The 25152-nt window shown below is 72.6% G+C and carries 25 protein-coding genes and 1 tRNA gene; 7 read left to right on the forward strand and 19 right to left on the reverse strand.

What is annotated here, in order from left to right; genetic code table 11:
* Positions 1–15 precede the first annotated feature (15 nt).
* The 8 genes from IPK81_08270 to IPK81_08305 form a co-directional block, all read right to left on the reverse strand.
* A complete protein-coding gene (locus IPK81_08270; GenBank protein ID QQS14158.1) occupies positions 16–2292 on the reverse strand; it encodes a polysaccharide biosynthesis tyrosine autokinase in 2277 nt (758 codons plus the stop codon).
* A 98-nt stretch (positions 2293–2390) separates the two neighbouring features.
* Complete coding sequence (locus IPK81_08275) at positions 2391–2975, reverse strand: polysaccharide export protein (GenBank protein ID QQS14159.1); 585 nt, start codon at positions 2973–2975, stop codon at positions 2391–2393.
* Between the two features lie 14 nt (positions 2976–2989).
* The gene (locus IPK81_08280; protein QQS14160.1) at positions 2990–4270 is read right to left on the reverse strand and encodes an outer membrane beta-barrel protein; all 1281 of its coding nucleotides are present in this window, start codon (positions 4268–4270) and stop codon (positions 2990–2992) included.
* Positions 4271–4323: 53 nt separating this feature from the next.
* Complete coding sequence (locus tag IPK81_08285; protein QQS14161.1) at positions 4324–4821, reverse strand: hypothetical protein; 498 nt, start codon at positions 4819–4821, stop codon at positions 4324–4326.
* A 312-nt stretch (positions 4822–5133) separates the two neighbouring features.
* Entirely contained in the window at positions 5134–6975 is a 1842-nt protein-coding gene (locus IPK81_08290) for a polysaccharide biosynthesis protein (protein ID QQS15010.1), read from the reverse strand.
* A gap of 55 nt (positions 6976–7030) precedes the next feature.
* The gene (locus IPK81_08295; GenBank protein QQS14162.1) at positions 7031–9451 is read right to left on the reverse strand and encodes a DUF3772 domain-containing protein; all 2421 of its coding nucleotides are present in this window, start codon (positions 9449–9451) and stop codon (positions 7031–7033) included.
* A gap of 35 nt (positions 9452–9486) precedes the next feature.
* On the reverse strand, positions 9487–11874 hold the full coding sequence (gene cadA / locus IPK81_08300) for a cadmium-translocating P-type ATPase (protein ID QQS14163.1): 2388 nt from the start codon (positions 11872–11874) through the stop codon (positions 9487–9489).
* 69 nt (positions 11875–11943) lie between these two features.
* On the reverse strand, positions 11944–13104 hold the full coding sequence (locus IPK81_08305) for a diaminopropionate ammonia-lyase (protein ID QQS14164.1): 1161 nt from the start codon (positions 13102–13104) through the stop codon (positions 11944–11946).
* 86 nt (positions 13105–13190) lie between these two features.
* Between IPK81_08305 and IPK81_08310 the strand changes: the two genes are divergently transcribed.
* From IPK81_08310 to IPK81_08325, 4 genes are read left to right on the forward strand one after another with little or no spacing between them, the layout of a single operon-like run.
* Entirely contained in the window at positions 13191–13439 is a 249-nt protein-coding gene (locus IPK81_08310; protein ID QQS14165.1) for a hypothetical protein, read from the forward strand.
* 12 nt (positions 13440–13451) lie between these two features.
* Positions 13452–13808, forward strand: a complete 357-nt coding sequence (locus IPK81_08315) for a (2Fe-2S) ferredoxin domain-containing protein (GenBank protein QQS14166.1) — start codon at positions 13452–13454, stop codon at positions 13806–13808.
* Positions 13809–13842: 34 nt separating this feature from the next.
* Complete coding sequence (locus IPK81_08320) at positions 13843–14166, forward strand: hypothetical protein (protein QQS14167.1); 324 nt, start codon at positions 13843–13845, stop codon at positions 14164–14166.
* A 41-nt stretch (positions 14167–14207) separates the two neighbouring features.
* The gene (locus IPK81_08325; protein ID QQS14168.1) at positions 14208–14888 is read left to right on the forward strand and encodes an OmpA family protein; all 681 of its coding nucleotides are present in this window, start codon (positions 14208–14210) and stop codon (positions 14886–14888) included.
* A 15-nt stretch (positions 14889–14903) separates the two neighbouring features.
* On the opposite strand, the gene IPK81_08330 is transcribed toward IPK81_08325, so the two are convergent.
* The 5 genes from IPK81_08330 to IPK81_08350 all read right to left on the reverse strand — a co-directional run bounded on the left by IPK81_08330 (position 14904) and on the right by IPK81_08350 (position 18667).
* The gene (locus IPK81_08330) at positions 14904–15629 is read right to left on the reverse strand and encodes an HAD family hydrolase (GenBank protein ID QQS14169.1); all 726 of its coding nucleotides are present in this window, start codon (positions 15627–15629) and stop codon (positions 14904–14906) included.
* A gap of 52 nt (positions 15630–15681) precedes the next feature.
* Positions 15682–16092, reverse strand: a complete 411-nt coding sequence (locus IPK81_08335; protein QQS14170.1) for a phosphoribosyl-ATP diphosphatase — start codon at positions 16090–16092, stop codon at positions 15682–15684.
* 80 nt (positions 16093–16172) lie between these two features.
* A complete protein-coding gene (gene hisF / locus IPK81_08340) occupies positions 16173–16946 on the reverse strand; it encodes an imidazole glycerol phosphate synthase subunit HisF (GenBank protein QQS14171.1) in 774 nt (257 codons plus the stop codon).
* A gap of 10 nt (positions 16947–16956) precedes the next feature.
* Positions 16957–17685, reverse strand: a complete 729-nt coding sequence (hisA, locus tag IPK81_08345; protein ID QQS14172.1) for a 1-(5-phosphoribosyl)-5-[(5-phosphoribosylamino)methylideneamino]imidazole-4-carboxamide isomerase — start codon at positions 17683–17685, stop codon at positions 16957–16959.
* Positions 17686–17773: 88 nt separating this feature from the next.
* Complete coding sequence (locus IPK81_08350) at positions 17774–18667, reverse strand: MBL fold metallo-hydrolase (GenBank protein ID QQS14173.1); 894 nt, start codon at positions 18665–18667, stop codon at positions 17774–17776.
* A gap of 75 nt (positions 18668–18742) precedes the next feature.
* Between IPK81_08350 and IPK81_08355 the strand changes: the two genes are divergently transcribed.
* The gene (locus tag IPK81_08355; GenBank protein QQS14174.1) at positions 18743–19405 is read left to right on the forward strand and encodes a ribulose-phosphate 3-epimerase; all 663 of its coding nucleotides are present in this window, start codon (positions 18743–18745) and stop codon (positions 19403–19405) included.
* Position 19406: 1 nt separating this feature from the next.
* Here IPK81_08355 and IPK81_08360 read toward each other — a convergent pair whose 3' ends face one another.
* The 4 genes from IPK81_08360 to IPK81_08375 all read right to left on the reverse strand — a co-directional run bounded on the left by IPK81_08360 (position 19407) and on the right by IPK81_08375 (position 22680).
* A complete protein-coding gene (locus IPK81_08360) occupies positions 19407–20375 on the reverse strand; it encodes an ABC transporter permease (GenBank protein ID QQS14175.1) in 969 nt (322 codons plus the stop codon).
* On the reverse strand, positions 20365–21300 hold the full coding sequence (locus IPK81_08365) for an ABC transporter ATP-binding protein (GenBank protein ID QQS14176.1): 936 nt from the start codon (positions 21298–21300) through the stop codon (positions 20365–20367). The genes IPK81_08360 and IPK81_08365 overlap by 11 nt, the downstream gene beginning before the upstream one ends.
* 16 nt (positions 21301–21316) lie before the next feature.
* Positions 21317–22483: a hypothetical protein gene (locus IPK81_08370; protein QQS14177.1), complete on the reverse strand. Its 1167-nt coding sequence runs from the start codon at positions 22481–22483 to the stop codon at positions 21317–21319.
* 122 nt (positions 22484–22605) lie between these two features.
* A tRNA-Gly gene (locus tag IPK81_08375) sits at positions 22606–22680 on the reverse strand.
* Between the two features lie 124 nt (positions 22681–22804).
* Between IPK81_08375 and IPK81_08380 the strand changes: the two genes are divergently transcribed.
* A complete protein-coding gene (locus IPK81_08380; protein QQS14178.1) occupies positions 22805–23566 on the forward strand; it encodes an SDR family NAD(P)-dependent oxidoreductase in 762 nt (253 codons plus the stop codon).
* Between the two features lie 194 nt (positions 23567–23760).
* Here IPK81_08380 and IPK81_08385 read toward each other — a convergent pair whose 3' ends face one another.
* Positions 23761–24054 (reverse strand): 4a-hydroxytetrahydrobiopterin dehydratase, encoded by a 294-nt coding sequence (locus IPK81_08385; GenBank protein ID QQS14179.1) that lies wholly within the window; start codon positions 24052–24054, stop codon positions 23761–23763.
* Positions 24055–24228: 174 nt separating this feature from the next.
* On the opposite strand from IPK81_08385, the gene IPK81_08390 reads away from it, so the two are divergent.
* Positions 24229–24597, forward strand: coding sequence for a metallopeptidase family protein (locus IPK81_08390; protein QQS15011.1), 369 nt, complete (start codon positions 24229–24231; stop codon positions 24595–24597).
* Here IPK81_08390 and IPK81_08395 read toward each other — a convergent pair.
* Complete coding sequence (locus IPK81_08395; GenBank protein ID QQS15012.1) at positions 24594–25124, reverse strand: mismatch-specific DNA-glycosylase; 531 nt, start codon at positions 25122–25124, stop codon at positions 24594–24596. The two genes, IPK81_08390 and IPK81_08395, sit on opposite strands and share 4 nt — an antisense overlap.
* Between the last annotated feature and the right edge of the window lie 28 nt (positions 25125–25152).

The raw sequence follows: 25152 nt of genomic DNA on the forward strand, positions 1-25152 counted from the left end.
GAGTCCGGCCGCCGCTCACGACGTGTAGTAGCTCTTGTACTTGGAGTAGTAGTAGCCGACGTCGCCGTAGCCGTACTTGGAGTGGCGGCGCACGTTGACCTGCGACATCACCACGCCGACCCGCTTGTTGACGTCGCGCAGCAGGCGCGTGGCGTTGCCGACGATCTCGCGCGGCGTCTTCTCCCAGCGCACCAGGAACACGACGTAGTTGGCGAGCCGGCTGAGGATGCGCGAATCCGACACCGCCATGACCGGCGGCGTGTCGAGCACCACGAGGTCGTACTCGTCGGCGAGCTTCTCGATGAAGCGCCGCATGGTGTTGGATTCGAGGATCTCGGTCGGGTTCGGCGTGTTGGGGCGGGCGGTGATGTAGAACAGGCCGCTGGCCTCGTCGCGGCCGAGGATCTCCTCCAGCGTCTTGGCGCCGGAGAGGTGCTCGTCGATCGTGCCGCCGGTCGCCTTGCCGCCGATCGTGCGCGCGACGTTGGGGCGCCGCAGGTCGCAGTCGACCACGACGACGCGCTTGCCCGAGGAGGAGCGCGCCAGCAGCGCCGCCAGCGACACCGCGAAGGTGGTCTTGCCCTCGCCCGGCAGCGACGACGTGATCATCACCACCTTGGGCGGCTGGTCGAGGTTGCCCAGCATGATCGCGGTGTGGGCCGAGCGCAGCGACTCGCCGTAGCTCGAGGTCGGCTTCTCGATCGCGAAGCGCGCCGGGTTGCGGCCGCCCAGGGTGAGACGCGACAGGCCGGGGATCATGCCGACCGCCGGCAGGCCGAGCGCGGCCTCGATCTGCTCGGTCGAGCGGTAGCCGCCGTCGAGCTTCTCCAGCAGCAGGATCAGGCCCAGCGCCAGCGCCGAGGACAGCGTCAGCGCCAGCGCCAGCGTCAGCGTGTAGCGCGGCGAGCTGGGCGAGGCCGGCGTCGTGGCGGCCGACAGCACGCGGGCGTCGGGCTGCTGGATGTCCTGCTGCTCGCGCAGCTCCTTGGAGCGGGTCAGGAACTGCTCGTAGATGGCGCGGCTGGACTCGGCCTCGCGCTCCAGCGGCTTGAGGTTGGCCATCGCCTGGCCGGTGTCGCCGGACTGCCGCTCGGCGGTGTCGAGGCGGCCCTTGAGCTCGGCCTCCTTGGACTCGGCGGCGGCCACCTCGGCGCGCACCGAGGTGGCGATCTTGGCGATCTCGGCGCGGATCTTGCCCTGGATCTCGCCGAGCTGGCCGCGCGCCTGCATCAGCCGCGGATGGGCGTCGCCGTAGCGCTGGCTGAGGTCGCCGACCTGGCGGCTGACCTCGGCCTCCTGGCCGCGCAGCGCGCCGATCAGCGGGTTGGCCAGCACCTCGGGGATCGCGGCGGCGCCGCCGGGGTTGCGCTCGGCCGCCTGCAGCGACTGCAGCCGCGAGCGCTTCGACGCCAGCTCGGCGCGGGCGATGTTGAGCTGGGTGTTGACCTCGGACTGCGACTGCGCCGTCACGGTCGAGGTGCTGCCCATCGTCAGGTTGTGGCGCGAGCGGTACTCGGCGACGGCGCGCTCGGCGGTCTCGACGTTGCGCTTGAGCTCCAGCAGGCGGTCGGTGAGGAAGGTGGTGGCGATCCGGTTCGCCTCCAGCTTGGCGTTGAGCTGGTCGACGATGTACTCGCCGGCGATCGTGTTGGCGATCAGCGCCGCCTTGCGCGCGTCGGCCGACTCGAACTGCACGAGGATCACGTAGGAGCGGCCGCGCGGCGCGATGGTCAGCGCGTCGGCCACGCGCTCGACCACCTGGGCGCGGCGGCGCTCGCGGGCGGCGTCGGGCGGCGGCGGCGGCGGCGCCGTCCGGCCCAGGATCCGGTCGGCCTCGGCGCGGGCCATCGCCCACCACGCCCACGGCCCGGCCGCCGGCGCGCGGCGCGCGAACTCCTCGTCGTCCTCGAGCTTGAGCTTCTCCACGACGCGCTCGAGCAGCGAGCGCGAGCGCAGGATCTCGACCTCGGTCTGCAGCGCCGCCGTGTCCGACGTGGCGATGCCCTGCATCACCTCCTCGACCTTGGTGACGCGCAGCTTGCGGGCGTCGAGCATCACCAGCGCCGAGCCGCGGTACATCGGCGTCATCTGCGACAGCGCCAGCCCGACCAGCGCCATGACCAGCGCCACGACGCCGGCCATGTGCCACTTGCGGCGGTTCACCAGCAGCACGATGTCGCGCGGCGACAGCGCGGGCGCGCGCCCGCCGCGCGCCGGCGGCGGCGCGGCCGGCGCCGCCTGGGCGCCGCCGTCGGGCCCGCGCGGGCCGGCGAGGGTGGAGATCACGTTCACTTGCCGCTCCATCGGACACGCGCGGCGCGACGCGCGCGCCACGGGGCGCTTCTACCGCACGCGGCCGCCGCGGACCAGCGCCCGGCGCGCGACCGGACCTAGAAGAAGCGCTCGGGGACGCGGATGGTGTCGCCGGGGAAGATCGGCGCGTCCTCCGCGACCCGCTCCTGGGTCGACTGGCCGAAGCGCTGGACCGTGATCCGCGACTTCGAGGCGCGGTAGGTGTAGCCGCCGGCGATGGCGACCGCCTGGGCCACGGTCATGCCGTTGACGTAGGGGTACGAGCCGCGCTTCTCGACCTCGCCGAGGATGAAGAACGGGCGGCGGTTGACGACCTCGGCGCTGACCCTGGGATTGCGCAGGTAGCCGCTGCTCTTGTACTTGGCGGCGATCATCTGCTCGACCTCGGGCAGCGACAGCCCGCCGACCTGCATGCGGCCGATCGCCTTGAGCGACAGGCTGCCGGCGCCGTCGACCTCGAACTCGCCCGACAGCTCCTCCTCGCCGAACACGGTGACGCGCACCTTGTCGCCGGCGCCGAGCTTGTACTGGCCCTGGGCGCGGACGGACGGCGCCGCGAGGACGCAGACCAGCGCCGCGGCGAGGCCGGGCAGCGCGCGGCGGCCGAGGGCCGCGGGCGCGCCGGCGCGCTCCTCCCCGGCCGGGCGGGACGGCGACGCCATGGCAGGCGCCGCCGCTAGAACTGCACGCCGCCGCGCAGCGCCACGAGGTGGCGCGAGAAGTCGTTGCCGGCGGCGTTGGAGTTGCGGTTGGTGAACTGGTAGCTCGGGCCGACGTAGAAGTTCTCGGTCGGCAGGTAGCGCAGCCCGATCTCGAAGTTGATGTAGTCGTCGTTGCGCGAGGTCGCGCCCGGCGTGTTGATCCGCTTGTAGTCGTTGATCGTGTAGCTGAAGCCGCCGTTGATCTTCACGTTGGGACGCATCGCGTAGTCGACGTTGACGCCGAACGCGGTGGCCCAGTAGCCGGCCTGCGTGGTCGACACGGTCTCCTCGATCGTGCGCTTCACGAACGGCTTCACGAACAGCGGCACGATCGGGTTCCAGAAGCCGGTCATCCCGAACATCACGCCGCGGATGTGGCCGAGCCGCGAATCGCTGTAGTCCTGGTCGCGGTAGCCGACGAACGCCTCGACCTGGGTGATGCCGCCGAAGTCGATGGTCGCGCCGAGCAGCGCCTCCCAGCCCGTCGAGTCGCGGCGGAAGCCGGCGCTGTCGACGTTGCGGTTGTAGTTGCGCTGGTTCAGGCCGCCCTGGACCCAGATTTCGTACTTCTCGACCAGCTCGTAGCCGAGGCGCAGCGACTCGGTCCACTCCGTGCGGTCGCGGTCGCGGTTGGTGATCGATGCGCCGCCCGGCTGATTGCGGTTGTTCGTGTACTTGTAGTTGTCGACACGCCCGTCGAGGCGGGCGCTGAACCGGTTCATCCTCTGGTAGTAGCCGAGGTTGGCGATCGACTGGTTGTACTTGTTCGGATCCGTGATGGCATTGGGCGTGGCGTTGGGGCTGCCCGGATCCTCGTGCAGACGGTTGAACTGCGCGCCGCCGTAGATGTTCCACTGCCTCTGGATGTCGACGCGGAACTCGGAACCGACGCGGAAGTCCTGGTAGTCCATGCGCGAGTTCTTCGCGTAGAACCCGAAGGCCCCCGACGTGAAGAAGTTGAGCATGTGGTTGTTCCAGTTGGAGCGAAGCTCGAGTCCCGGGCGCACCACCGTCACGAAATCGTCGCGGGTGCCGCCCGACGTCGCGTAGACGTTGCTGTTGTAAAGCTCGACCAGCTCGAGAACGGGGAACACCCGGAACGAGCCCACCGGCATGCCGACCGGATCGTAGTTCTCGCCCTTGCCCGGCGTCACCGTGCCCGGCCGCGGCGTCTGCGCGGCGGCGCCGGCGAAGGTGCCGGCCACGAGGAACGCGGCGGCCGCGATCCTGACGCCGAACTCGAAACTTTTGCGCATCGTCCGCCGTCTCCCGTCCATTCCCGCCGCAACGCCCGTCAAGCGCCGGCCGGTCAATTCGCGCTGCCGTAGAACTGGTTCGGCACCTCCGACGTCGTGCCCGCCAGCCCGCTGCCGCCGTCGCCGCCGGAGGTGCTCGAGCCGCCGCCCTGGGTCCGGTTCGGCTCCGCCCGCCGCACGCGGCGCTCCGAATTCACGACGCCGATCGAACCCAGCGTGTAAGGATTGGTGTTCACGACGCGCATCGCCTCGGCAACGAGCGGATCCGCCGGGCCCGGCGGAACCCCCTTGAGGATATCCAGCGCGACCATCGCCGCGATCGCGGCCAGCGCCGGATCCGTCGCCTGCCGCTCGACCGCGAACTTCACGAGAGCGCCCGCGATCTCGAGCGCCAAGGTCGGATTGGCCTGGGCGATCATGTTCAACGCGTTCGCGTCGCCCTGTTCCGCCGCCGCCTTGATCTGGTCGGCCACGGCCGGAGGAAGGCCGCCCGCCTGGGCATGCGCGCCGCCGGCAAGCAGAAGCGCCGCCAACAAGGCCGCGCCGCTCATCGTCACCCGTGTGAACATTCCGTCGGTCCTCGATCCATATTCCGCCATGATCCGCCCGCCACCGACCCGAGCGGTCGATTCGCATGCCTATTCATGGCGGGGCGTCCGCCGCGTCGCGGCGCGCCTCAAGGCAAAAATACAGAAACACTTCGCGCACGTATACCGGTTTTCGAGTTCCCCGGCATTGCGATCATGTTACAGAACAATATTATGTTACAATATTAGCACATTTCAACAATATATTGATTCATAACAAATTTTAGGAATGCATCCGATTGCGCCCGCAATTCGAGGCGCGGATGGCCCGAAATTCTACGTCCGAAATTCCGGAACCAGCGTCCGCAAAACCGCGAGCGCGGCGGCCGTGTCGGATCGCACGCATGCGTCGCCGAGCGCCGCGAAGGCGTCGACGAGGCGCGCCCGGTCGACCGTCCGCGGGGCGGCGATCAGGATGCGCGGCAGGCGGGTCGGTTCCACCCTTTCCTGGCCATGGAACAACTCCTCGTGGAGTTTCTCGCCCGGGCGCAGGCCTGTGAAGGCGATCTTGATGTCGATGTCGGGCCGCAACCCGGCCAGCCGGATCATCTGCCGCGCGAGGTCGACGATCTTCACCGGCCGGCCCATGTCGAGCACGAACACGCGTCCGGCGGCATCGCCATCTGCCATGCCCAGGGCCGAGGCGTGGAGCACGAGCTGGACCGCCTCGCGGATGGTCATGAAGAATCGCGCGATGTCCGGATGGGTGACCGTGAGCGGCCCGCCCGCCTCGAGCTGGCGGCGGAACAGCGGCACCACCGAGCCCGCCGAGCCGAGCACGTTGCCGAACCGCACGATCGTGAACCGGGTGGCGGGGCGTTCCAGCGCCAGCGACTGGCAGTAGCTCTCGGCGGAGCGCTTGGTGGCGCCCATCACGCTCGACGGATTGACCGCCTTGTCGGTCGAGATCATCACCATCGCGCGCACGCCGGACTCGACGCAGGCGTCCGCGACGTTGCGGGTGCCCAGCACGTTCACGGCGACGGCCGCCAGCGGATTGGCCTCGACCAGCGGCACGTGCTTGAGCGCGGCGGCGTGGAACACGATGTCCGGCCGTTCGTCCCGCAGCAGCGCCCGCAACGGCTCGGCGTCGCGGACATCGAGGATGCGGGCCGACCGCGCCAGCTTCGGCCAGCGCTCGGCGGCCTCCATGTCGATCGCGTAGAGGTTGAACTCGGCGGAATCGACGAGGCACATCCGGGCCGGCCCGAAGGCCGCGATCTGGCGCACCAGCTCGGCGCCGATCGACCCGCCGGCGCCCGTGACCAGCACGCGCCGGCCGCCGACCATGGCCGCCACCGGCGTCTCGTCGAGCACGATCTGCGGACGCCCCAGCAGATCCTCGACCGAGACCGGCTGGAGCTCGACCTTGTCGTCGATCCCCGGCCGCAGACGGGACATGTCGGGCACCCGCGACACGGGCACGCCGAGCCGCTCGGCGGTGTCGAGCAGCGACGCCAGCGTGTCGGGCGCGAGGTCGGGATCGGCGATCACGATCCGCCGCGGCCGCTGGGCGTCGTCGCGGAAGCGCGCGACCACCGCCGCCAGCTCGCCGACCGCGCCGAGATGCGGCACGCCGTGCAGGCGGACGCCCGGCCGGGAGATCGAATCGGCCACGAAGCCGGCGGCGTGGTACTCCGCGCCGGCGGCGTCGAGCGCGCGCAGGAACAGGTTGGCCGACGGCCCGGCGCCGACGATCAGCACCGGCGTGCGGCCGTGGCGGGCGCCGCCCGGCAGCGGCACCAGCCGGCCCTCGCGGAACAGCCGGTAGCCGACCCGGCCGGCGGCCAGCAGGAAGATCAGCACCACCCACGACATGCCGACGAACGAGCGCGGGATCTCCGTCAGGCGCGTGGTCACGAAGCTCAGAGGCACGTAGAGCAGCACCGCCAGCGTCGCGGCGCGCACGATCGTCAGCATGTCGGCGGTCGAGGCGTAGCGCCAGTTGGTGCGGTACAGGCCGGTCAGCGGGAACGCCACGGCGCAGGCGCCGACGAAGGGCAGCAGCGCGCCGAACATCAGCGTGGTGTCGTCGAACTGGCCGAGGCCGCCGGTGCGGAAGAACAGCGCCGCGAACACCGAGATCGCGGCCATCGTCAGGTCGTGGACGACGACCATCCACGTGTCGCGGCGGATCCAGTCGGACGGTCTCACGGCCGCGCCCGCCGCGCCGTCACGACGCCGCCACCCCGAGGCCGGGCGAGCGCAGCCGGCGCAGGAGCGCGTGGTTCAGCGAGGTGCGCGCCGCCAGGGCGTCGCCGGGATGCAGCAGGCGCACGCGCAGCTCGAACTCCATCGCCGTCGGGGTCAGCGCCTTGAACAGCACCACCGGCGGCGGATCCGACAGCACGTAGGGATTCTCGGCGGCCACCGCGCGCAGCATCGGCTCGACGGCGGCCACGTCGACGCCGTGCGCGACGCTGACCGGCATGTCGAGCCGGCCGATGGTGTCGGCGTGCGTCCAGTTGACGACCGCGCTCTGGAGGAACTCGCTGTTGGGCACGATGACGGTGGCGCGCTGGTCGGTCTCGATCTCGGTGGCGCGCAGGTTCACGCGGCGCACGACGCCGTCGTACTTGCCCACCGTCACGCGCTCGCCGACGCGCACCGGCCGCTCGATCAGCAGGATGAGGCCCGAGACCGTGTTGTTGGCGATGTTCTGGAGGCCGAGGCCGATGCCGACGGACAGCGCGCCGACGATCAGGGCGAGGCTGGTGAAGTCGACGCCCAGCGCGGTGACCGCCAGCAGCACCGCGATGACGACGCCGAAGTAGTTGGCCACGGCGTCGATCGAGACGCTGGCCGATTCCTGGACCTGCAGCCCCGGCAGCACCCGCTCGCGCAGCAGACGGCGCAGGCCGCGGAACACCAGCACGACGACGGCGAACACCGCCACCGCCATCAGCACGTCGAGCGGCGAGATCGTGCGCTCGCCGATGCGCACGCCGGCGGCGAGCTTCACGGCGCGGTCGACGATGTCGTCGGTGTCGGCGCCCCACAGGACGGGCAGCGTCAGCGCCACGCCGCAGAACAGCGCGAAGTCGACGGCCAGCAGGAACAGCAGCCGGCCGTGCGCCGGCAGCGACGCCGTGATCCCGAACGCCTCGCGCAGGCGGCGGCCGGCGCTCGAGGCCGGCGCCGCCGCCGCCGCGAACAGGTCCGACGCCAGGGCGCGAAGCACGAGGACGACGAAGGCGAGCAGCGCCGTCGCGATGATCGAGTCGACCACCCGGTCGGCCAGCGCCGCGTAGCCGGCCAACGCCGCCGCCGCGACGACCGCCAGCGCCAGGCCGATCACGGCGCGGCCCAGCGCCCAGGCGCCGCCGCCGAGCAGCGCCGGCCCGCCATCCTCGCCCGGCGTCGAGGAGGTCCACGCGTCGGCGCGCAGCACGGGCACCGCCATCAGAAGCACGACGATCGCGCCGATCGAGACGAGGATCGCCTCGGCGTTCGGCCGGCCGTGGTCGGCGGCGAACTCGCCCGGCGCGATCGCCGCGTTGAGGATGGAGAGCGCCACGACGGCGGCGGCGAGCGGCAGTCCGCGGCCGGCGATCAACCGCGCGCTCTCGGCCGAGAACGGCGCGATGCGCCAGCGCGGATGGCGCGGCGTCAGGCTGGCCTCCGCGAGCCCCTGCACGAAGAGGAAGAGCAGGACGTTGCGGAACGCCTCGCCGGCGAAGACGACCAGCGGCCGGGTCGGCTCGCCGTTCGCGCCGCCGAAATGAACGTCGATCATGTTGGTGGCGTAGCGGATGGCGACGACGGCGAGGCCGACGCGGCTGACGATGTCGAGGACCGCGACCCCGAGGCGCCGCCGGTAGCTCGGCGCGTCGATCCCGTCGCGCCGCACGACGCGGCGGCGCAGCCACACCAGCGCCAGCGCCAGCGCGCCGTAGAACGCCGTGTTGAACGCCACGACGCCCGCCGCCGAGCGCGCCGGATCGCGCGGCGCCGCGGCCGCGAAGTACGCGCGCCACGACGCGGCGAGCGTGCGCCACGCGTCGCCGACCTCGGCGCCGGCCTTGCCCCAGGTGGCCGGCGACAGCGGCGACGGGCCGGCCCGGAACAGCGGCGCCCACACCAGCTCGCCGCGCAGCCGCGCGATGCGGTCGAGCGCCTGGCCGGCGCGGGCGATCGCGTCCTCGGCCAGCTTCACGGCGCCCTCGGCGTTGGTGACCTCCAGGCGCAGCCGCTCGAGCTGGACGCGGACCTCCTCGCTCTCGGGCGACGGCGCCGCCGCCGGCTTGGGCTCCGCCGGCTTCGCCTCGGCGGGGCGCGCCTCGGGCGGGCGCGCCTCCATCCGCCCCAGCCGCCCGCGCAGGCCGCGCGCCGTCTCCCGCGTGCGCTTGGCCTCCTCCTCCGCCTCGTCCCGGACGTCGCGCGCCGTCGAACGCGCCTCGTCGAGCTCGACCAGGGCCAGACCGGGGCGCGACAGGACGTCCTCGACGCGGTCGAGCGTGCGCGACCAGCCGGTGGCCTTCGACGCGAACACGCGCTCCGGCGGGAGCGCCTGGGCACGGACGTCGACCGCGGTCGACAGGACCGCGATCGCCGCGGTCAGGCCGACGAGGAGACGACGGACGTTGCGCTGCATCGACGCTCCCGGTGATTCGGCGACGCGATATCCTGTCACGGCGCGCGGCGCAACCGCAACGCGTTGAGGACGACCGCGACGCTCGAGCCCGCCATCGCGGCGCCGGCGAGCGCCGGCGGCAGCGCGCCGAGCATCGCCAGCGGCACCGCCACGACGTTGTAGCCGAACGCCCAGGCCAGGTTCTGGACGATGTTGCCGCGGATGCGGCGGGCGAGATCGAGCAGCTCCGCGACCAGCGCCGGATCGTCGCGCAGCAGCGCGACGTCGGCGGCGCCCAGCGCCAGGTCGGCGCCGCCGCCCATCGCGACGCCGACGTCGGCGGCGGCCAGCGCGGGAGCGTCGTTGATGCCGTCGCCGACCATCGCCACGCCGCCGGCGCGTTTGAAGCCCGCGAGGTCGGCCGCCTTGCCCTCCGGCGTGCGCGCCGCCAGCACGACCGCGATGTCGAGCCCGGCCGCGACCGCGCGCGCCGTCGGCTCGGAATCGCCGGTGATCATCGCCACCTCGACGCCGCGCCGGCGCAGCGCGGCGACGGCGTCGCGCGACGTCGGCCGGGCGGCGTCGGCGATCGCCACGCACCCCAGCGCCACGCCGCCCCTGGCGGCGAACACCACCGTCGCGCCGACGGCCTCGTGCGCCGCCACCGTCTCCAGGGCCGAGATGTCGACGGCGCCTTCGCGCATCAGCGCGCGGCCGCCGACGGCGACGTCGGCGCCGTCGACGACGGCCGTGACGCCGCGGCCGACCACGGCGTTGAAATCGCGCGCCGGCGGCAGCGCCAGGCCGGCGGCCCGCGCCTTGATCGCGCGCGCGAGGGGGTGCTCGCTGCCGGCCTGCGCGGCGGCGGTCGCCAGCAGCAAGGCCGCCTCGGGCACGCCGGCGGCCGGCAGCAGCGCGGTGACGACCGGACGACCGGCGGTCAGCGTGCCGGTCTTGTCGAACGCCACCGTGCGCACGCGCGCCAGCCGCTCGATCGCCGCCGGCACGCGGATCAGGATGCCGCGGCGCGCCGCCGCGCCGAGGCCGACGGCGATCGCCATCGGCGTCGCCAGTCCCAGCGCGCAGGGGCAGGCCACGACCAGCACGGTCATCGCGACGACCAGCGCGCGCGGCGCCGATGCGCCGGCCGCCATCCAGCCCGCGAACGCGGCCACCGACAGCGCGAGGATCGCCGGCACGAACACCCGGGTCACGCGGTCGACCAGCGCCTCGACCGGCATCTTGCCGGTCTGCGCCTCGGCCACCGCGCGCGCGATGCGCGCCGTCCGGGTGGCGTCGCCGACCGCGGTGGCGCGGATGTCGAGCGCGCCGTCGAGCGTCGTGGATCCGGCGATCACCAGGTCGCCGGCGGATTTCGAGACCGGCCGGCTCTCGCCGGTGACGACGGCCTCCGACACCGAGGCGCGGCCGTCGACCACGACGCCGTCGACGGCCACGTCCTCGCCGGGACGCGCCACCACCACGTCGTCGACCGCCAGCGAACCGATCGCCACCTCGACCTCGACGCCGTCGCGCCGCACGCGCGCCACCGCCGGCCGCAATCCGCGCAGCGCCTCGATCGCGGCGACGGTGGCGCGCTTGGCCCGCGTCTCGATCCATCGTCCCAGACGCACCAGCGCGATCACCATCGCGCTGGCCTCGAAATACAGCGCCGGCGCGCCGTGGGCCGCGTGTCCGCCGGCGCCGGGCAGCCAGCCGGCCATGACGGCGAGCGACAGGATGAACGCCGCCGACGTGCCCAGCGCGACGAGCGTGTCCATGGTCGCCGCGCCCGCGCGCGCGCCCTTCCACGCCGCGCGGTAGAACGGCCACGCGAACACCGTCTGCAACGGCAGCGCCAGCGCGAGTTGGAGCGCGGGCGGCAGGAAGGACGGCCGGGCCAGCAGATGGTTGACCATGTCCACGGCGAACGGCGCCGCCAGCGCCAGCGCCGCGGCCATCGCCGGCGCGCCGTCGATCCAGCGCTCGGCCGGCGCCGCGACGGCGCCGTCGACGACGGGACGGGCCCCGTAGCCGGCCCGCGCGACGGCGGCGACCACGTCGCGCGGCGCGACGACGCCGCCCGGCGCGTCGACCTCGGCGCGCGCGGTCGCGAGGTTGACGCGCGCGGCCTCGACCCCGGGCAACGCCCGCAGCGCGCGCTCGACGCGGCCGGCGCAGGCGGCGCAGGTCATCCCCTCGATGGTGAAGGCCAGCGTGCGCCGCGCGACCGCGTATCCCGCGTCGGCCACGGCCGTCGACAAGGCGGCCGGATCGGCGCCGGGCGCCAGATCGACGCGCGCCGTCGCCGCCGCGAGGTTGACGGCCACGGCCGCCACGCCCGGCGCGCGCGCCAGCGCCCGCTCGACGCGGCCGGCGCACGCGGCGCAGGTCATGCCTTCGATCGGCAGCAGCAGGCGCGCGCCGGGGAGACCACCATCCATGGCGCCCATGTCGTGCCGCGCGCCGTCCACGTCAACCGCGCGTCGTGCGGCGACGCGGCGCGGCCCGCGTCAATCCGGCAGAGCCTCGCCCATCGCGCCCTCGCTGTTGACCAGCAGCACGCGGGCGCGCGCGTCGAGACCGAGCGCGGCGTAGGCCTCGCGGTCGACGCAGGCGCGGATCAGACCGGCCGCGCCGGCCGCGCCGGAGGGGCCGGACTCGATCGCCGGATCGCCGTCGAGCGGGTCCGCGAGGCGCCGCCGCGTCGGCGTCACGAGGTCCTCGCCGATGGTCATGAACCAGTCGGCGGCGAGGCCGATCACCGGCCACGTCACCGGCGAGATCTCGCGGCAGGCCAGGCCGCCCATCGCGGTGGCGGCATCGCCGCTGGCTAGCGCCGGGGCGCCCGCGAGGTTGCTCTGGAACCAGCAATCGGCGCTCTCGGGCTCGACCACGACGAAGGTCGGCCGCCTGGCCATCTCGGCCCACATGTGGCCGATCACGGCCGCGGCGAGGCCGCCGACGCCGGCCTGGACGAAGACGTGCGTCGGACCCTCGGGCCACTGCTCGAGCGCCTCCTGGACCAGCACCGTGTAGCCGCGCATGACGTCGCGCGGCACGCGCTCGTAGCCCTCCCACGAGGTGTCGGAGATGATCGTCCAGCCCTTCTCGGCGGCGGCGCGGCGGCAGGCGGCGACGGCCGCGTCGTAGTCGCCGTCGACGCGCACGACCTCGGCGCCGCGGGCGCGGATCGCGGCCTCCTTCTCGGCGCTGGTGAAGGCCGGCAGGAACACCACGCAGCGGGTGCCGAACAGCTTCGCGCCGGCCGCCACCGAACGGCCGTGGTTGCCGGAGCTGGCGGTCGTGAACACCGTGCCGCCCCACAGCTCGCGGCCCTCGCCGGCCATGAGCCGCGCGTAGGTGACGTTCGCGTGCCACGCCTCGCCGCAGACGCTCGACAGGTGGTTGCCGACCGCGAGCACGCCGCCCAGCGCCTTGAAGGCGCCGAAGCCGAAACGCTTCGACTCGTCCTTCACGCGGATCTCGCCGACGCCCAGCGTCGCGGCCAGCGCCGGCAGCGCCAGCAGCGGCGTGACGCGGTGCGCCGGGCATTCGGCGAGGCCGCGCGCCAGCTCGGCGACGCCGTTGGGGTTGACGACGTACCGCTGCTCGCGGCCGAACGGCCGGTCGCGGCGGGCGCGGGGATTGGCGGCGAGCCAGGCGGGAACCATGGTGGCGATTCTAGCGCGCCGCTCCGCCGCCGTCGCCCCCTGTGCCTCGGCGGCGGGATCGCCTAATGTGGCGGCGGAGGCCGACCATGAAAGTGAACGTGACCATCGACTGCACCCCCGAGGAGGCCCGCAGCTTCTTCGGACTGCCGGACCTCAAGCCGATGCAGGACCGCATCCTGGCCGAGGTCGAGCAGCGCATGAAGGCCGGTCTGGGCGCCATGGATCCGGCGGAGGTGTTCAAGACCTGGCTGCCGGCGTCGATGCAGGGCGTCGAGCAGGTCCAGCAGATGTTCTGGCAGCAGCTCGCGTCGATGTCGGGCGCGCAGAAGAAATAGGAACCGCCGCCGATGACCGACGATCCCGCGCCGTACTACCGCGCGCACGTGTTCTGCTGCACCAACCGCCGCGAGGCCGGCCATCCGCGCGGCTGCTGCGCCGACGCCGGCGGCGAGGCGCTGCGCGACCACATGAAGGCCCGCGCCCGCGAGATGGGCCTCAAGGACGTGCGCATCAACAACGCGGGCTGCCTCGACCGCTGCGAGCTGGGACCGACGGTGGTGATCTATCCCGAGGGCGTCTGGTACGCGTGTCCGACCAAGGCCGACGTCGACGAGATCCTCGAGACCCATCTGCGCGACGGCCGCCGCGTGGAGCGCCTGATGCTGCTGCCGACCGACAAGCGCCGGTCGGACCGCCGCGTCTGACCCCGGCACCGGACCCCGAGCAACGGAGACGCAAATGAGCCGCGCCATGGGACTGGGCATCGCCACCCTCGCCGTCGTCGGCGCCCTGCTCGCGCTGTGGAAGCCGTGGGGCGTGCCGGCCGGCGACGCCGCCCGCGCCGCCATCGCGCGGGCGACGACGGAGAAGGAGACCGCCGAGAAGTCGCTCGCGTCGGCCAGGACGGAGCTCGACAAGGCCGTGGCGGCGGCCGCGGCGGCCAAAGGCGAGGCCGATTCGCGCGTCGCCGCCGCGAGGGCCGAGGCCGACAAGGCGCTGGCGCGGCGCGGGCCGAGGGCGATCTGCGCCTCGCCGGCGCCGCCAAGGCGCTGGCCGAGCTGAAGGCCGAGGGCGAGCGCGCCCGGGCGGCGGCAAAATCGGAGATGGACGGCGCGGTCGCGGCCGCCAAGGCCGAGGCCGAGCGCGCGGTCGCGGCGGCCAGAGCGGAGACCGAGAAGGCGGTGGCGGCGGTCAAGGCGGAGGCCGAGAAGGCCGCCGGCGCCGGCGGCGCCGACCGGTTCGCGGCGCTGCGCGCGGAGCTCGAGAAGGCGGCCGCGGCGGCCAGGGCCGACGCCGAGAGGGCGATCGCCGCCGCCAAGGCCGACGCCGAGAAGATCGTCGCCGACGCGCGCGGCAAGTGCGCCGCCGCCGTCGCGGCGCAATCCGCCGCGCCGAGCACCGCGGCGATCGGCGCCGACGACATAGCCAAGGAGCTCGCGGTGTCGGGGAAGATCGCGCTCTACGGCATCCAGTTCGACTCCAGCAAATCGAACATCAAGGGCGAATCCAAGGAATCCATGGACGAGCTCGCCGCGCTGCTGAAGAGCGACCCCAAGCTCAAGCTGCTGGTGGTCGGCCACACCGACAGCCAGGGCGACTTCACGTTCAACCGCAACCTGTCGGAGCAACGGGCGCAGGCCGTGGTCAAGGAGCTGACGGGCAAGCACGGGGTGGCGGCGGCGCGGCTGTCGTTCGCCGGCGTCGCCGATCTGGTGCCGGTCGCGACCAACGACAGCGAAGAGGGCCGCGTGCGCAACCGGCGCGTCGAGATCGTCAAGCGCTAGCGGCGCGGCGCCGCGCTACTCCAGGAGCTCGCCGAGGCGGCGGATGACGCGGTCCGGACGCGCGGCGGCGTCGTCCGGAAGCCCGTCGCCGTGCGGATCGAACCAGATGCCGCGCATGCCCAGCCGCTGCGGCATCACGACCTCCCATTCGAGGTTGTCGCCGACCATCCAGGCGCGCGCCGGCGGCGCGCCGATCTTGGCCAGCGCGTGGACGTAGACCTCCGGCTCGGGCTTGCCCTTGCCGAACTCGCCCTCGATCTGGATGTGCTCGAAACGGTGCGCGAGATCGAACCGCTCGACCTTGGCGCGCTGGATCTCGGACTGGCCGTTGGTCACCAGCGCCAGCCGCACGCCGGCGGCGCGCAGCGCGTCGATGGTGGCGTGCGAGTCGGGATAGAGGGCGTATTCCCGCCGCCGCAGCTCGGTGAAGGCGTCCGCCAGCTCGTCGGCCAGCGCGGGATCGGCGCGGCCCAGCCGCGCGAAGGCCGCGCGGACCACCAGGCGGCGCGCGCCGGATATGTCGAGGCGCCAGCGGGCGGCGGCGGCGGGGTCGCTCCAGAACGTGCGGGCCTCGGAGACGATGACGCCGCGCAGGCGGTCCAGATCCTCGCCCGCGGGACCGGCCGAGAGCGGCGCGCGATAGCCGTCGAGCAGGCGCGCCCACGCCTCCTCCGGCTTGGCGTAGGCGCGGATGATCGTGTCGTCGAGGTCGAACAGGATCGCGTCGGGAAGCTCGGGCATCGCGTCGACGGCATTACGCGGAATCGCGCCGCCACGCCAGCGCGGCCACGCCTCATACCGCGTCGCGCGCGGCCTTCTCGGCGATTCCCGAGACGCCCTCGCGGCGCGCCAGCTCGGCCCAGACCTGCCACGGCTTGACCCCGAGCGTCGCCCACAGCGCCAGCAGGTGGTAGAGCAAGTCGGCGCTCTCCATCACCAGCTTGCGGCGGTCGCCCTTGATCGCCTCGATCACGGTCTCGGTCGCCTCCTCGCCCAGCTTCTGCGCCAGCTTCTCCGTGCCGCGCGCCATCAGCTTGGCGGTGTACGACGTCGCCGGATCGGCGCCTTTGCGGCTCTCGATGGTGTCGTAGAGCCGGTCGAGCATGTGCGGCGCCCGCGCCGCCGCGCGTTCGTGGTCCTTGCCGGTGGATTTCTTCGCCTTGGCGGCCTTCTTGCGGCCGTCCTTCTCTTTTTTCTTGGCCATCGTCCGCCGTTCCGCGCTGGGGGAGGTGCGCGCCGGCCTGTTCCGGCCGGTTCTTGTGCGGTTGCTTCCCGACTTTGATTCTACGCCGATTTCGCGGATTGTCGAACGGGAACGCCGCGGCGGGCGAGATGGGCCTTGGCCTCGGCGATGGTGAAGGTGCCGAAATGGAAGATCGAGGCCGCCAGCACCGCGCTGGCGCCGCCGATCGTCACGCCGTCGGCCAGATCGTCCAGCGTGCCGACGCCGCCCGAGGCGATCACCGGCACCGGCACGGCGGCGCTGACGGCGCGCGTCAGCTCGAGGTCGAACCCCGCCTTGGTGCCGTCGCGGTCCATCGAGGTCAGCAGGATCTCGCCGGCGCCGCTGGCGGCCATGCGCCGCGCCCAGTCGACGGCGTCGATCCCGGTGGTCTGCCGGCCGCCATGGGTGAAGACCTCCCAGCGGCCCGGCCCCGTCGCCTTGGCGTCGATCGCGACCACGACGCACTGGTCGCCGTACTTCTCCGCCGCCTCGCGCACGAACTCCGGCCGGGACACGGCGGCGGAGTTGATCGACACCTTGTCGGCGCCGGCCAGCAGCAGCTTGCGGATGTCCTCGACCGCGCGCACGCCGCCGCCGACCGTCACCGGCATGAAGCAGTGGTCGGCGGTGCGCCGCACCACGTCGTAGATCGTGTCGCGGTTCTCGTGGCTGGCGGTGATGTCGAGGAAGGTCAACTCGTCGGCGCCGGCGGCGTCGTAGACCCGCGCCTGCTCGACCGGGTCGCCGGCGTCGACCAGGTCGACGAACTTCACGCCCTTGACCACGCGGCCGGCGTGGACGTCGAGGCAGGGGATGATCCTGACCTTGAGCATCGCCGCGGCGCTATCCGCGCAGCACCCGGAGCGCCTCGGCCAGGCCGATGCGTCCGTCGTAGAGAGAGCGGCCGGCGACGACGCCGACGATGCCGGTGGCCTCCTGCCGCTTCAGCTCGCGCAGGTCGTCGATGGTGGCGACGCCGCCCGAGGCGATCACCGGCGTCGTCAGGTGCAGCGCCATGGTGACGGTCTGGTCGACGTTGACGCCGCCCATCGCGCCGTCGCGGTTGATGTCGGTGTAGATGATCGCGGCGACGCCGGCGTCCTCGAACTTCAGCGCCAGGTCGAGCGCCTTGACCGTCGACTGCTTGGTCCAGCCATCGACCGCGACGACGCCGTCGCGGGCGTCGATGCCGACCGCGATCCGGCCCGGCCACTGGCGGCAGGCGTCGCGCACGAGGTTGGCGTTGCTGACCGCGACCGTGCCGAGGATCACCCGCCGCACGCCGGCGTCGAGCCACAGCGCGATGGTCTCGATGTCGCGGATGCCGCCGCCGAGCTGGATCGGCAGCTCGCCGACCGCCTCGAGGATCGACACCACCGCCGCCTTGTTGACCGGGCGTCCCTCGATCGCGCCGTTGAGGTCGACCAGATGCAGCCACTCGCAGCCGGCGTCGACGAAGCGCCGCGCCTGGTCGGCGGGCGAGACGTTGAAGATCGTCGCCTTCTCCATGTCGCCGCGCAGCAGGCGGACGCACTGGCCGTCTTTGAGGTCGATGGCGGGAAAGAGGATCATGGGTGCGCGCGCTCGGGCCGGTCCGGAAACGCGCAGGGGTGTAGCGGAACGCGGCGGCGATGGGAAGCGCCGCCGCCCGCGCTCCCGATCAGAACGGAATCTCGAACGCGTCGCCCTTCGCGCGCACGCGCACCGCGTGCGGGGCGCCGAAATGCGCCGGCATCAGCAGGCCGCCGTTGCCGGCGACGATCTCCAGCGCGCGGCGGCGCGAGGCCCGCGCGCCCGCGGCGTCCGCGCAGAAGCCGCTGTTCAGCTCGGGATGGAACACCTGAAGCGGATGGTGGCAGATGTCGCCGATCAGCAGCGCGTGGCCGTCGCCGGACTCGACGTGCATGATCATCGACCCCGGGGTGTGGCCGGCCGCCAGCTCCAGCCGGATGCCCGGCTCGATCTCGTGGCCGTCGTCGACCATCACGGCCATCCCGGCCGCGTGGATCGGCCCGATCGAGTCGTTGAACACGGCGGCGTCCTGCGAGTCCGGCTCGCGCTCGGCGTTGGCCTTCATCCACTCGAATTCGCGCCGGCAGTAAAGGTACTTCGCGTTCGGGAAGGTCGGCACCCAGCGGCCGTCGAGCAGGCGCGTGTTCCAGCCGACGTGGTCTACGTGCATGTGGGTGCAGAACACGAAGTCGATGTCGTCGACACCGAGACCGAGCGCCTCCAGCCGCTGCACGTAGGGCTGGCTCAGCATGTTGAAGCCGGGATTGCCCGGCCGCGGCTTGTCGTTGCCGATGCAGGTGTCGATCAGGATGTTGTGGTTCGCCGTGCGCAGGATCCAGGAATGCGTGCCCATCACGAACCGGCCGGCCTCCGGGTCGTAGTGGTTCGGCGTCAGCCACGAGGCGTGCCGCTCCAGCAGATCCGGCGTCAGGTCGGGCAGCAGGAATTTGGGCGGAAACGCCTTGCCCAGCGTCTCCTTCAGCCGCAGCACCGTGATGGCGCCGAGCTTGAACTCGGTCGGCACGGCGACGGGTCGGTTCATCGGTGTTCCTCCATGGCGCGCGGTCGCCGCGGGCCGCGTCTTGTCGCCGCGCATGTCACCTGATAGGTGCCGTCCATGCAACAGCCGATCCGCATCGCGCCCTCGATCCTGTCCGCCGATTTCGCCGCGCTGGGCCGCGAGGTCGCCGCGATCACGGCGGCCGGCGCCGACCTGGTCCACGTCGACGTGATGGACGGCCATTTCGTGCCCAACCTCACCATCGGGCCGGCCGTGGTGAAGGCGTTGCGGCCGCATTCCGCCCTGCCGTTCGACGTCCATCTGATGATCTCGCCGGTCGACGCCTTCGCCGCCGAGTTCGCCGCCGCCGGCGCCGACATCGTGTCGTTCCACCCCGAGGCCGGACCGCATCCGCACCGCACCGTCCAGCTGATCAAATCCCTGGGCAGGAAGGCGGGGATCGTCCTGAATCCGGGGACGCCGGCCGGCGTGGTCGAGCCCCTGCTGGGCGACATCGACCTGATCCTCGCGATGAGCGTCAATCCGGGCTTCGGCGGCCAGAGCTTCATCGAAAGCCAGCTCGCGAAGATCGCGGCCTTGCGGCGCATGATCGACGCCTCCGGACGGAGCATCGATCTGGAGGTCGACGGCGGCATCAACCCGGAGACCGCGCGCAGGGCCGTCGCGGCCGGCGCCGACATGCTGGTGGCCGGCACCGCCGTGTTCGCCGGCGGCCCGGAGCGCTACGCCGCCAACATCCGGGCGCTGCGCGGCGCCTGATTCAGGCGCGCACCTCCTGGCGCTGGAACACCACGTAGGCCAGCGCGAAGACGACGATCATCGCGGCGACCAGCGCCGTGATCTGCGGCCAGGCGAGCAGCAGGCTCTGCCCGACCGGCAGCGGCGCGCCGTGGACCATCCCCTGGAGCTGGCTGACGAACACCAGCCCGAGCGAGCGCTGCGAGGGATTGAGCAGCGGCTGGGCCGATCCGAAGAACAGCGTGTTGGGCGACAGGCGCGACAGCGCCAGGCTCCACGCGGCGTTGTCGGGATCGGTCAGTCCGCGCGCGGCGTAGACGAGGTCCGGGGGCGCGATCGTCTGGGCCGCGACCTGGGCCATGATCGGCCACAGGATGGTGAAGAACAGCCACACGCCGAGCGCGCACAACGCCGCCGACGCGGCCGAACGCATCGCCACCGAGAACAGCATCGCCACGCCCAGCCAGACGCCGGCGTAGGCGATGGCCACGAGCAGGAAGGCGCAGCCGCGCAGCACCTCCGGCCCGCCCGGCGGCACGCCGAGCGCCAGCAATCCGACGCCCAGGATCAGCAGCCACAGCGCGACGAGGGCCACCGTCACGGTGGCCAGCGCCGCCAGGAACTTCCCGAGCAGCAGCGCGTCGCGGTAGATCGGCTGCGCCAGGATGCGGCTCATGGTGCGCCGGGCGAACTCGCCGTTGACCGAGTCGAACGCCAGCCCGACCGCGACCAGCGGGATCAGCAGGCTGAGAAGGGTCATCAGCGCCGGCACCGGCATCTGCTCGCTGCTGTAGGTGAACAGCAGCAGGTACAGGAACGGCTCGTTGGCGCTCGACGCCCGGATGTCGCGGATCGCGACGTAGACCGGGAAGATTCCGATCAGGACAACCAGCGCCTGCAGCACGAAGTTGCGCGCGCCGCCGAGGTGGTCGGCGAACTCCTTCACGAACACCGCGCCGAGGCCGGTGAACGGCGAGCCCTCACGCCGCATCGCGGTGCTCCTCGAAGTAGCGGGCGTAGATCGCCTCGAGGCTGGGATCGGCCGCCGCCAGGCGCTGCAGCCGTCCGCCGCCGCCCACGACGGTCTGGGCGATGTCGGCCATCACGTCGCGCGCCGCCGTGACCCGCCAGCCGCGGCCGTCGCGCTCGACCCGCTGCACGCCGGCGACGCCGGCCAGGCGCGCCTCCATGTCCGGACCGTCGGCCTCGACATGGGCGGCGTGGCCGGCGCCGAGCACCATCGCGCCGAGCTCGCGCACCGTGCCCATCAGCGCGATGCGCCCCTTGTTGAACAGCGCGACGCGGTCGCAGATGCTCTGCACGCGGTCGAGCAGGTGCGACGACAGCAGCACCGCGACGCCGTCGGCCTTGAGGTCGCGGATCAGGTCGAGCAGCTCGAAGGTCGATTGCGGATCGAGGCCGGAGGTCGGCTCGTCGAGGATCGCGATCTCCGCCCTCTTCGCGATGATCTCCGCGATGCCCAGCCGCTGGCGCATGCCGCGCGAGAAGGTGGCGACGCGCTTGTCGGCGACGTCCGACAGGCGCACGCGCGCCAGCGCGCCGTCGATGCGGCGCCCTGCCTCGTCGCGCGCGAAACCCGCCAGCCGCAGCATGTAGCGCATGTTCTCGCGCGCCGTGAGGTTGTCGTAGAAGCCGACGGAGTCCGGCAGGTAGCCGACGCGCTTCTTGACCGCCAGCGGGTCGCGCACCGGATCGTGCCCGGCGACGGTGACCGAGCCGGCGCTGGCCTCGGTCAGCCCGAGCAGCATCAGGATGGTCGTCGTCTTGCCGGCGCCGTTGGGCCCGAGCAGTCCGAAGATCTCGCCGGCGGCGACGTCGAAATCGACCGCGTCGACGGCGGTTGCCGCGCCGTAGCGCTTGGTCAGGCCGCGCGCCTGGATGATCGCCTCGCCCATGGCGGCGGCTCCGGCGCTAGCGGCGGCCGAAGCGCATCACGGCGCCGACCAGCACCAGCAGCGCGACGGCGATGATGCCGACGCCGACGACGCCCCACAGCGTCGAGGTCGTCACCGTGACGCGGAAATCCGCCGTCACCGTGTCGCCCTTGGCCGTCGCCCGCATCGCGTTCTGGTAGTCGCCGGCCAGCGCCTTGGCCGGCGGCGTGATGGTGGCCTGGACCTCCTTCTTCTCGCCGGGTCCCAGCCGGTCGATCGTCTTGGGCTCGACCTCGACCTTCCAGTTGGCGGGCGCCGTGCCGCCGAGCTCGATCTCCTCCGCCGCCGCCGTGCCGTCGTTGCTGACGACCATCGTGAAGGTCGAGGCCTTGCCCGCCTCGGCCTCGGCCGAGAGGCGGCCGTCCTTGCCCGTCAGTTTCAGCGTCGGCTGGCCCTGCACCAGCATCGCGACCTGGGTCTGGGCGCTGGCGCCCTCGGCCTCGACGCGGATGCGCACGGGATAGGAGCCGGCGGCGACGTCGCGCGGTGGCTTGACGCTGACCTTGAGCTCCTTGCTCTGGCCGGCCTCGACCGGGATCGACGACAGCTCGGCGCTGCCGAACGCCTCGGTGAACGTCGCGGTGAAGCCCTTCTGCGCGTCGGCGGCGAAGCGCACCACCAGGTCCTTGCCCGAATCGTTGCTGACGGTGAACTGGTAGTCGAAGCTCGATTTCGGCGTGCCGCGCAGCTCCGGCAGTTTGGCCTTGATCGACAGCTTGGCCGGGATCTCGCCGCCGATCGAGACCACCAGCGGCAGCTCGGCCCTGGCCGAGGCGCTCTGCGCGCGCACCAGCACCGGATAGGTGCCGGCCTTGGCGTTTGCCGGCACGTCGAGGCGCAGGCTCAGCGAGACGCTCTCGTTGCTGGCGGGCATCGCCGAGGACACGGGCTGGCCGCCGCCGAGCACGTCGATCTTCCAGCCCTCCGGCACGCCGGAGACCGCCACCGCCACGACGTCGGGCGGCAGGCCGGCGTTCTGCAGTTTGAGCTTCACCGTCGTGACCTCGCCGGCCCGCGCGCCGGTGGAGGGGAAATCGGTGATCAGCCAGAGGCCCTTGGGCGGCGGATCGGCGGCCCGGACCGCGGCCGGCGCGGCGAGCGCCAGAAGGATGGCGAACAGCGTCGACAAACGCGCGATGCGCATGACGTCTCCCCGGTCGTGTCTCGTTGCGGCGGAATCCCCCGCCGGTCGGCCCGTCCCGCGTCGCCGGCGGCGCGTCCAAGGGCGGCGCGCGCGGGACGCGGTCGCGGCGGGCGGCCGCGGACTGGAGCGGGCGACGGGATTTGAACCCGCGACCCTCGGCATGGGAGGCCGATGCTCTACCGCTGAGCTACGCCCGCGCTCCGCCGCCACTATAGGCGGGCCGCGCCGGCGCCTTCAAGCGCGCCGCGGACGCTCGCCGGCCGCCGGACGATCTGCTACAAGCCGCGTCGTTTCGGAACGACGACGCGAAAGGAAAGATCCATGGATGTCAAAGGTCAGGCCGCCATCGTCACCGGCGGCGCCTCGGGTCTCGGCGGCGCGACGGCCAGCGCGCTGGCGGCGGCCGGCGCCAAGGTCGCCGTGTTCGACGTCCAGGAGGAGGCCGGAAGGAAGAAGGCGGCCGAGCTCGGCGGCATCTTCGTGAAATGCAACGTCGCCGACGCCGCCGAGGCCGAGGCCGCCGTGAAGACGGTGGTCGAGAAGCTGGGCGCCCCGCGCGTTGCCGTGAACTGCGCCGGCATCGGCCGCGCCGCGCGCACGATCTCCAAGACGGGGCCGCACGACCTCGCGATGTTCTCGCAGGTGATCGCGGTCAACCTGATCGGCACGTTCAACATCATCCGCCTGGCGGCGTGGGCGATGTCGCAGGCCGAGCCGATGGTCGACGGCGAGCGCGGCGTGATCGTCAACACCGCCTCGGTCGCGGCCTACGACGGCCAGATCGGCCAGGCGGCGTACTCGGCGTCGAAGGGCGGCGTCGTCGGCATGACCCTGCCGATCGCGCGCGACCTGTCGTCGGTCGGCGTGCGCGTCTGCACCATCGCGCCGGGCCTGTTCCTGACGCCGATGATGATGGGCCTGCCGCCGGAGGCGCAGAAGAGCCTCGGCGCCTCGGTGCCGTTCCCGCAGCGCCTCGGCGATCCCGCCGAGTACGCCTCGCTGGCGATGCACATCGTGGCGAACCGCATGCTCAACGGCGAGGTCATCCGCCTCGACGGCGCGATCCGCCTGGCGCCGAAGTAGCCTCCGCGATCGACGACGGCGCGGCGCCGGCCTTCCCCCGGCGCCGTTTCCGCGTCCGCGACCGGGCGCGATCGCCGCGGCGCGCGCACGTCGCCGCCGTCGCCCCTACCGTCATCCCGAGCGCGGCGAGGGATCCAGGGTCGGCGCCAAGATCACTCGCTACGCGCGGGATGACGGTGTCGGACGACGTGCCGCTAGCCGCGCGCGACGGTGTCCATGAAGGCCGCGAGCGCGACGTCGAGCTCGGTCACGCCGCCGGAATCATGCGTCGAGAGCGTGACGTCGACACGGTTGTAGACGTTCGACCATTCCGGATGGTGGTCGAGCTTCTCCGCCATCAGCGCCGCGCGCGCCATGAACGCGAACGCGGCGTTGAAGTCCGCGAACTTGAAGCTCTTCGCGATGGCGTCGCGGCCGTCGACCTCGCGCCATCCGTCGAGACGGGCGAGCGCGTCCGTCCGCGCCGCGCCGGCGAGTTTCACGCGCATGTGATCCACCTCACTTGACATCGTCGGCCGCGATCGTAGACGCGGAACGCGCGCGTCCCAAGCCCGCTTGTGCCGGCCGCGGCGCGGCGTTAGGTCTTCGCCGTGGCCTCCTACAACGACAAGACGCCGCCGCGCGTCTTCACCTCGGCGCCGACCCTCGAGGAGATCGAGGAGATGGCGGCGGAGGCGCTCGCCTCCGTGCCGGCGGATTTCCGCCGCAGCGTCGGCAACGTCCGAATCCACGTCGAGGAATTCCCGACCGAGGAGATCGAGCGCGAGATGGAGCTGGAGAGCCCGCTCGACCTGCTCGGCCTCTACCAGGGCGTGTCGATGGCCGAGAAGAGCGTCGACCACGTCGCCAACGACATCGACCGCATCCTGCTCTACCGCCGCCCGATCCTCGACTACTGGTGCGAGACCGGCGAGGACCTCGCCCACATCGTGCGCCACGTGCTGATCCACGAGATCGGCCACCATTTCGGCCTCAGCGACGACGACATGGAGGTCATCGAGGAGCAGGCCGAGGCCGCCAGCGACGGCTAGGCGGCGCGCGCCGCCCGGCGCGCGGCCACGAACGCCGCCGCCTCGCGCCACGGATCCAGCGTCCAGAACGAGCGCGCGCGGCCCGATGGCGAGGACAGCGCGAAGTAGGCGATGCCGCGCGCGGCCGGCGGCAGCGCCGCGGCCATCTCCGCCGGCTGGCGCCCGTAGCCGACAGCGCGCGCGCCGAGGAACGCGGCGGCGGCGTTCTTGCTGGTGAACGCCACCGCCGCCGGCCGGAAGCGCGCCAGCTTGCGCAGCAACGCGGCGCGGTCGAACGCGTCGGGCGACAGCTCGTGGTCGCTGCCGTACTCGGTCTTCGCCAGATCGGTGAGGCCGAGCCCGTGCGCCAGCACGTCGCGGAACGCCGCGGCGGCGAGCGGCGCGGGCAGCAGGCCGACGGCGTGCAGCGTCGGCCAGAACGCGTTGCCGCGGTTGGCGTAGTAGGCGCCGGCGCGGAACGACGCCGGGCTCGGCGCGGTGCCGCAGAACACCAGATCGAGGCCGGGCGCCAGCACGTCCGGCAGGATGTGCGCGGTGTCGGCCTTCGCCGGAGGC

It is taken from the genome of Rhodospirillales bacterium (assembly GCA_016699855.1).
Classification (GTDB): domain Bacteria; phylum Pseudomonadota; class Alphaproteobacteria; order Reyranellales; family Reyranellaceae.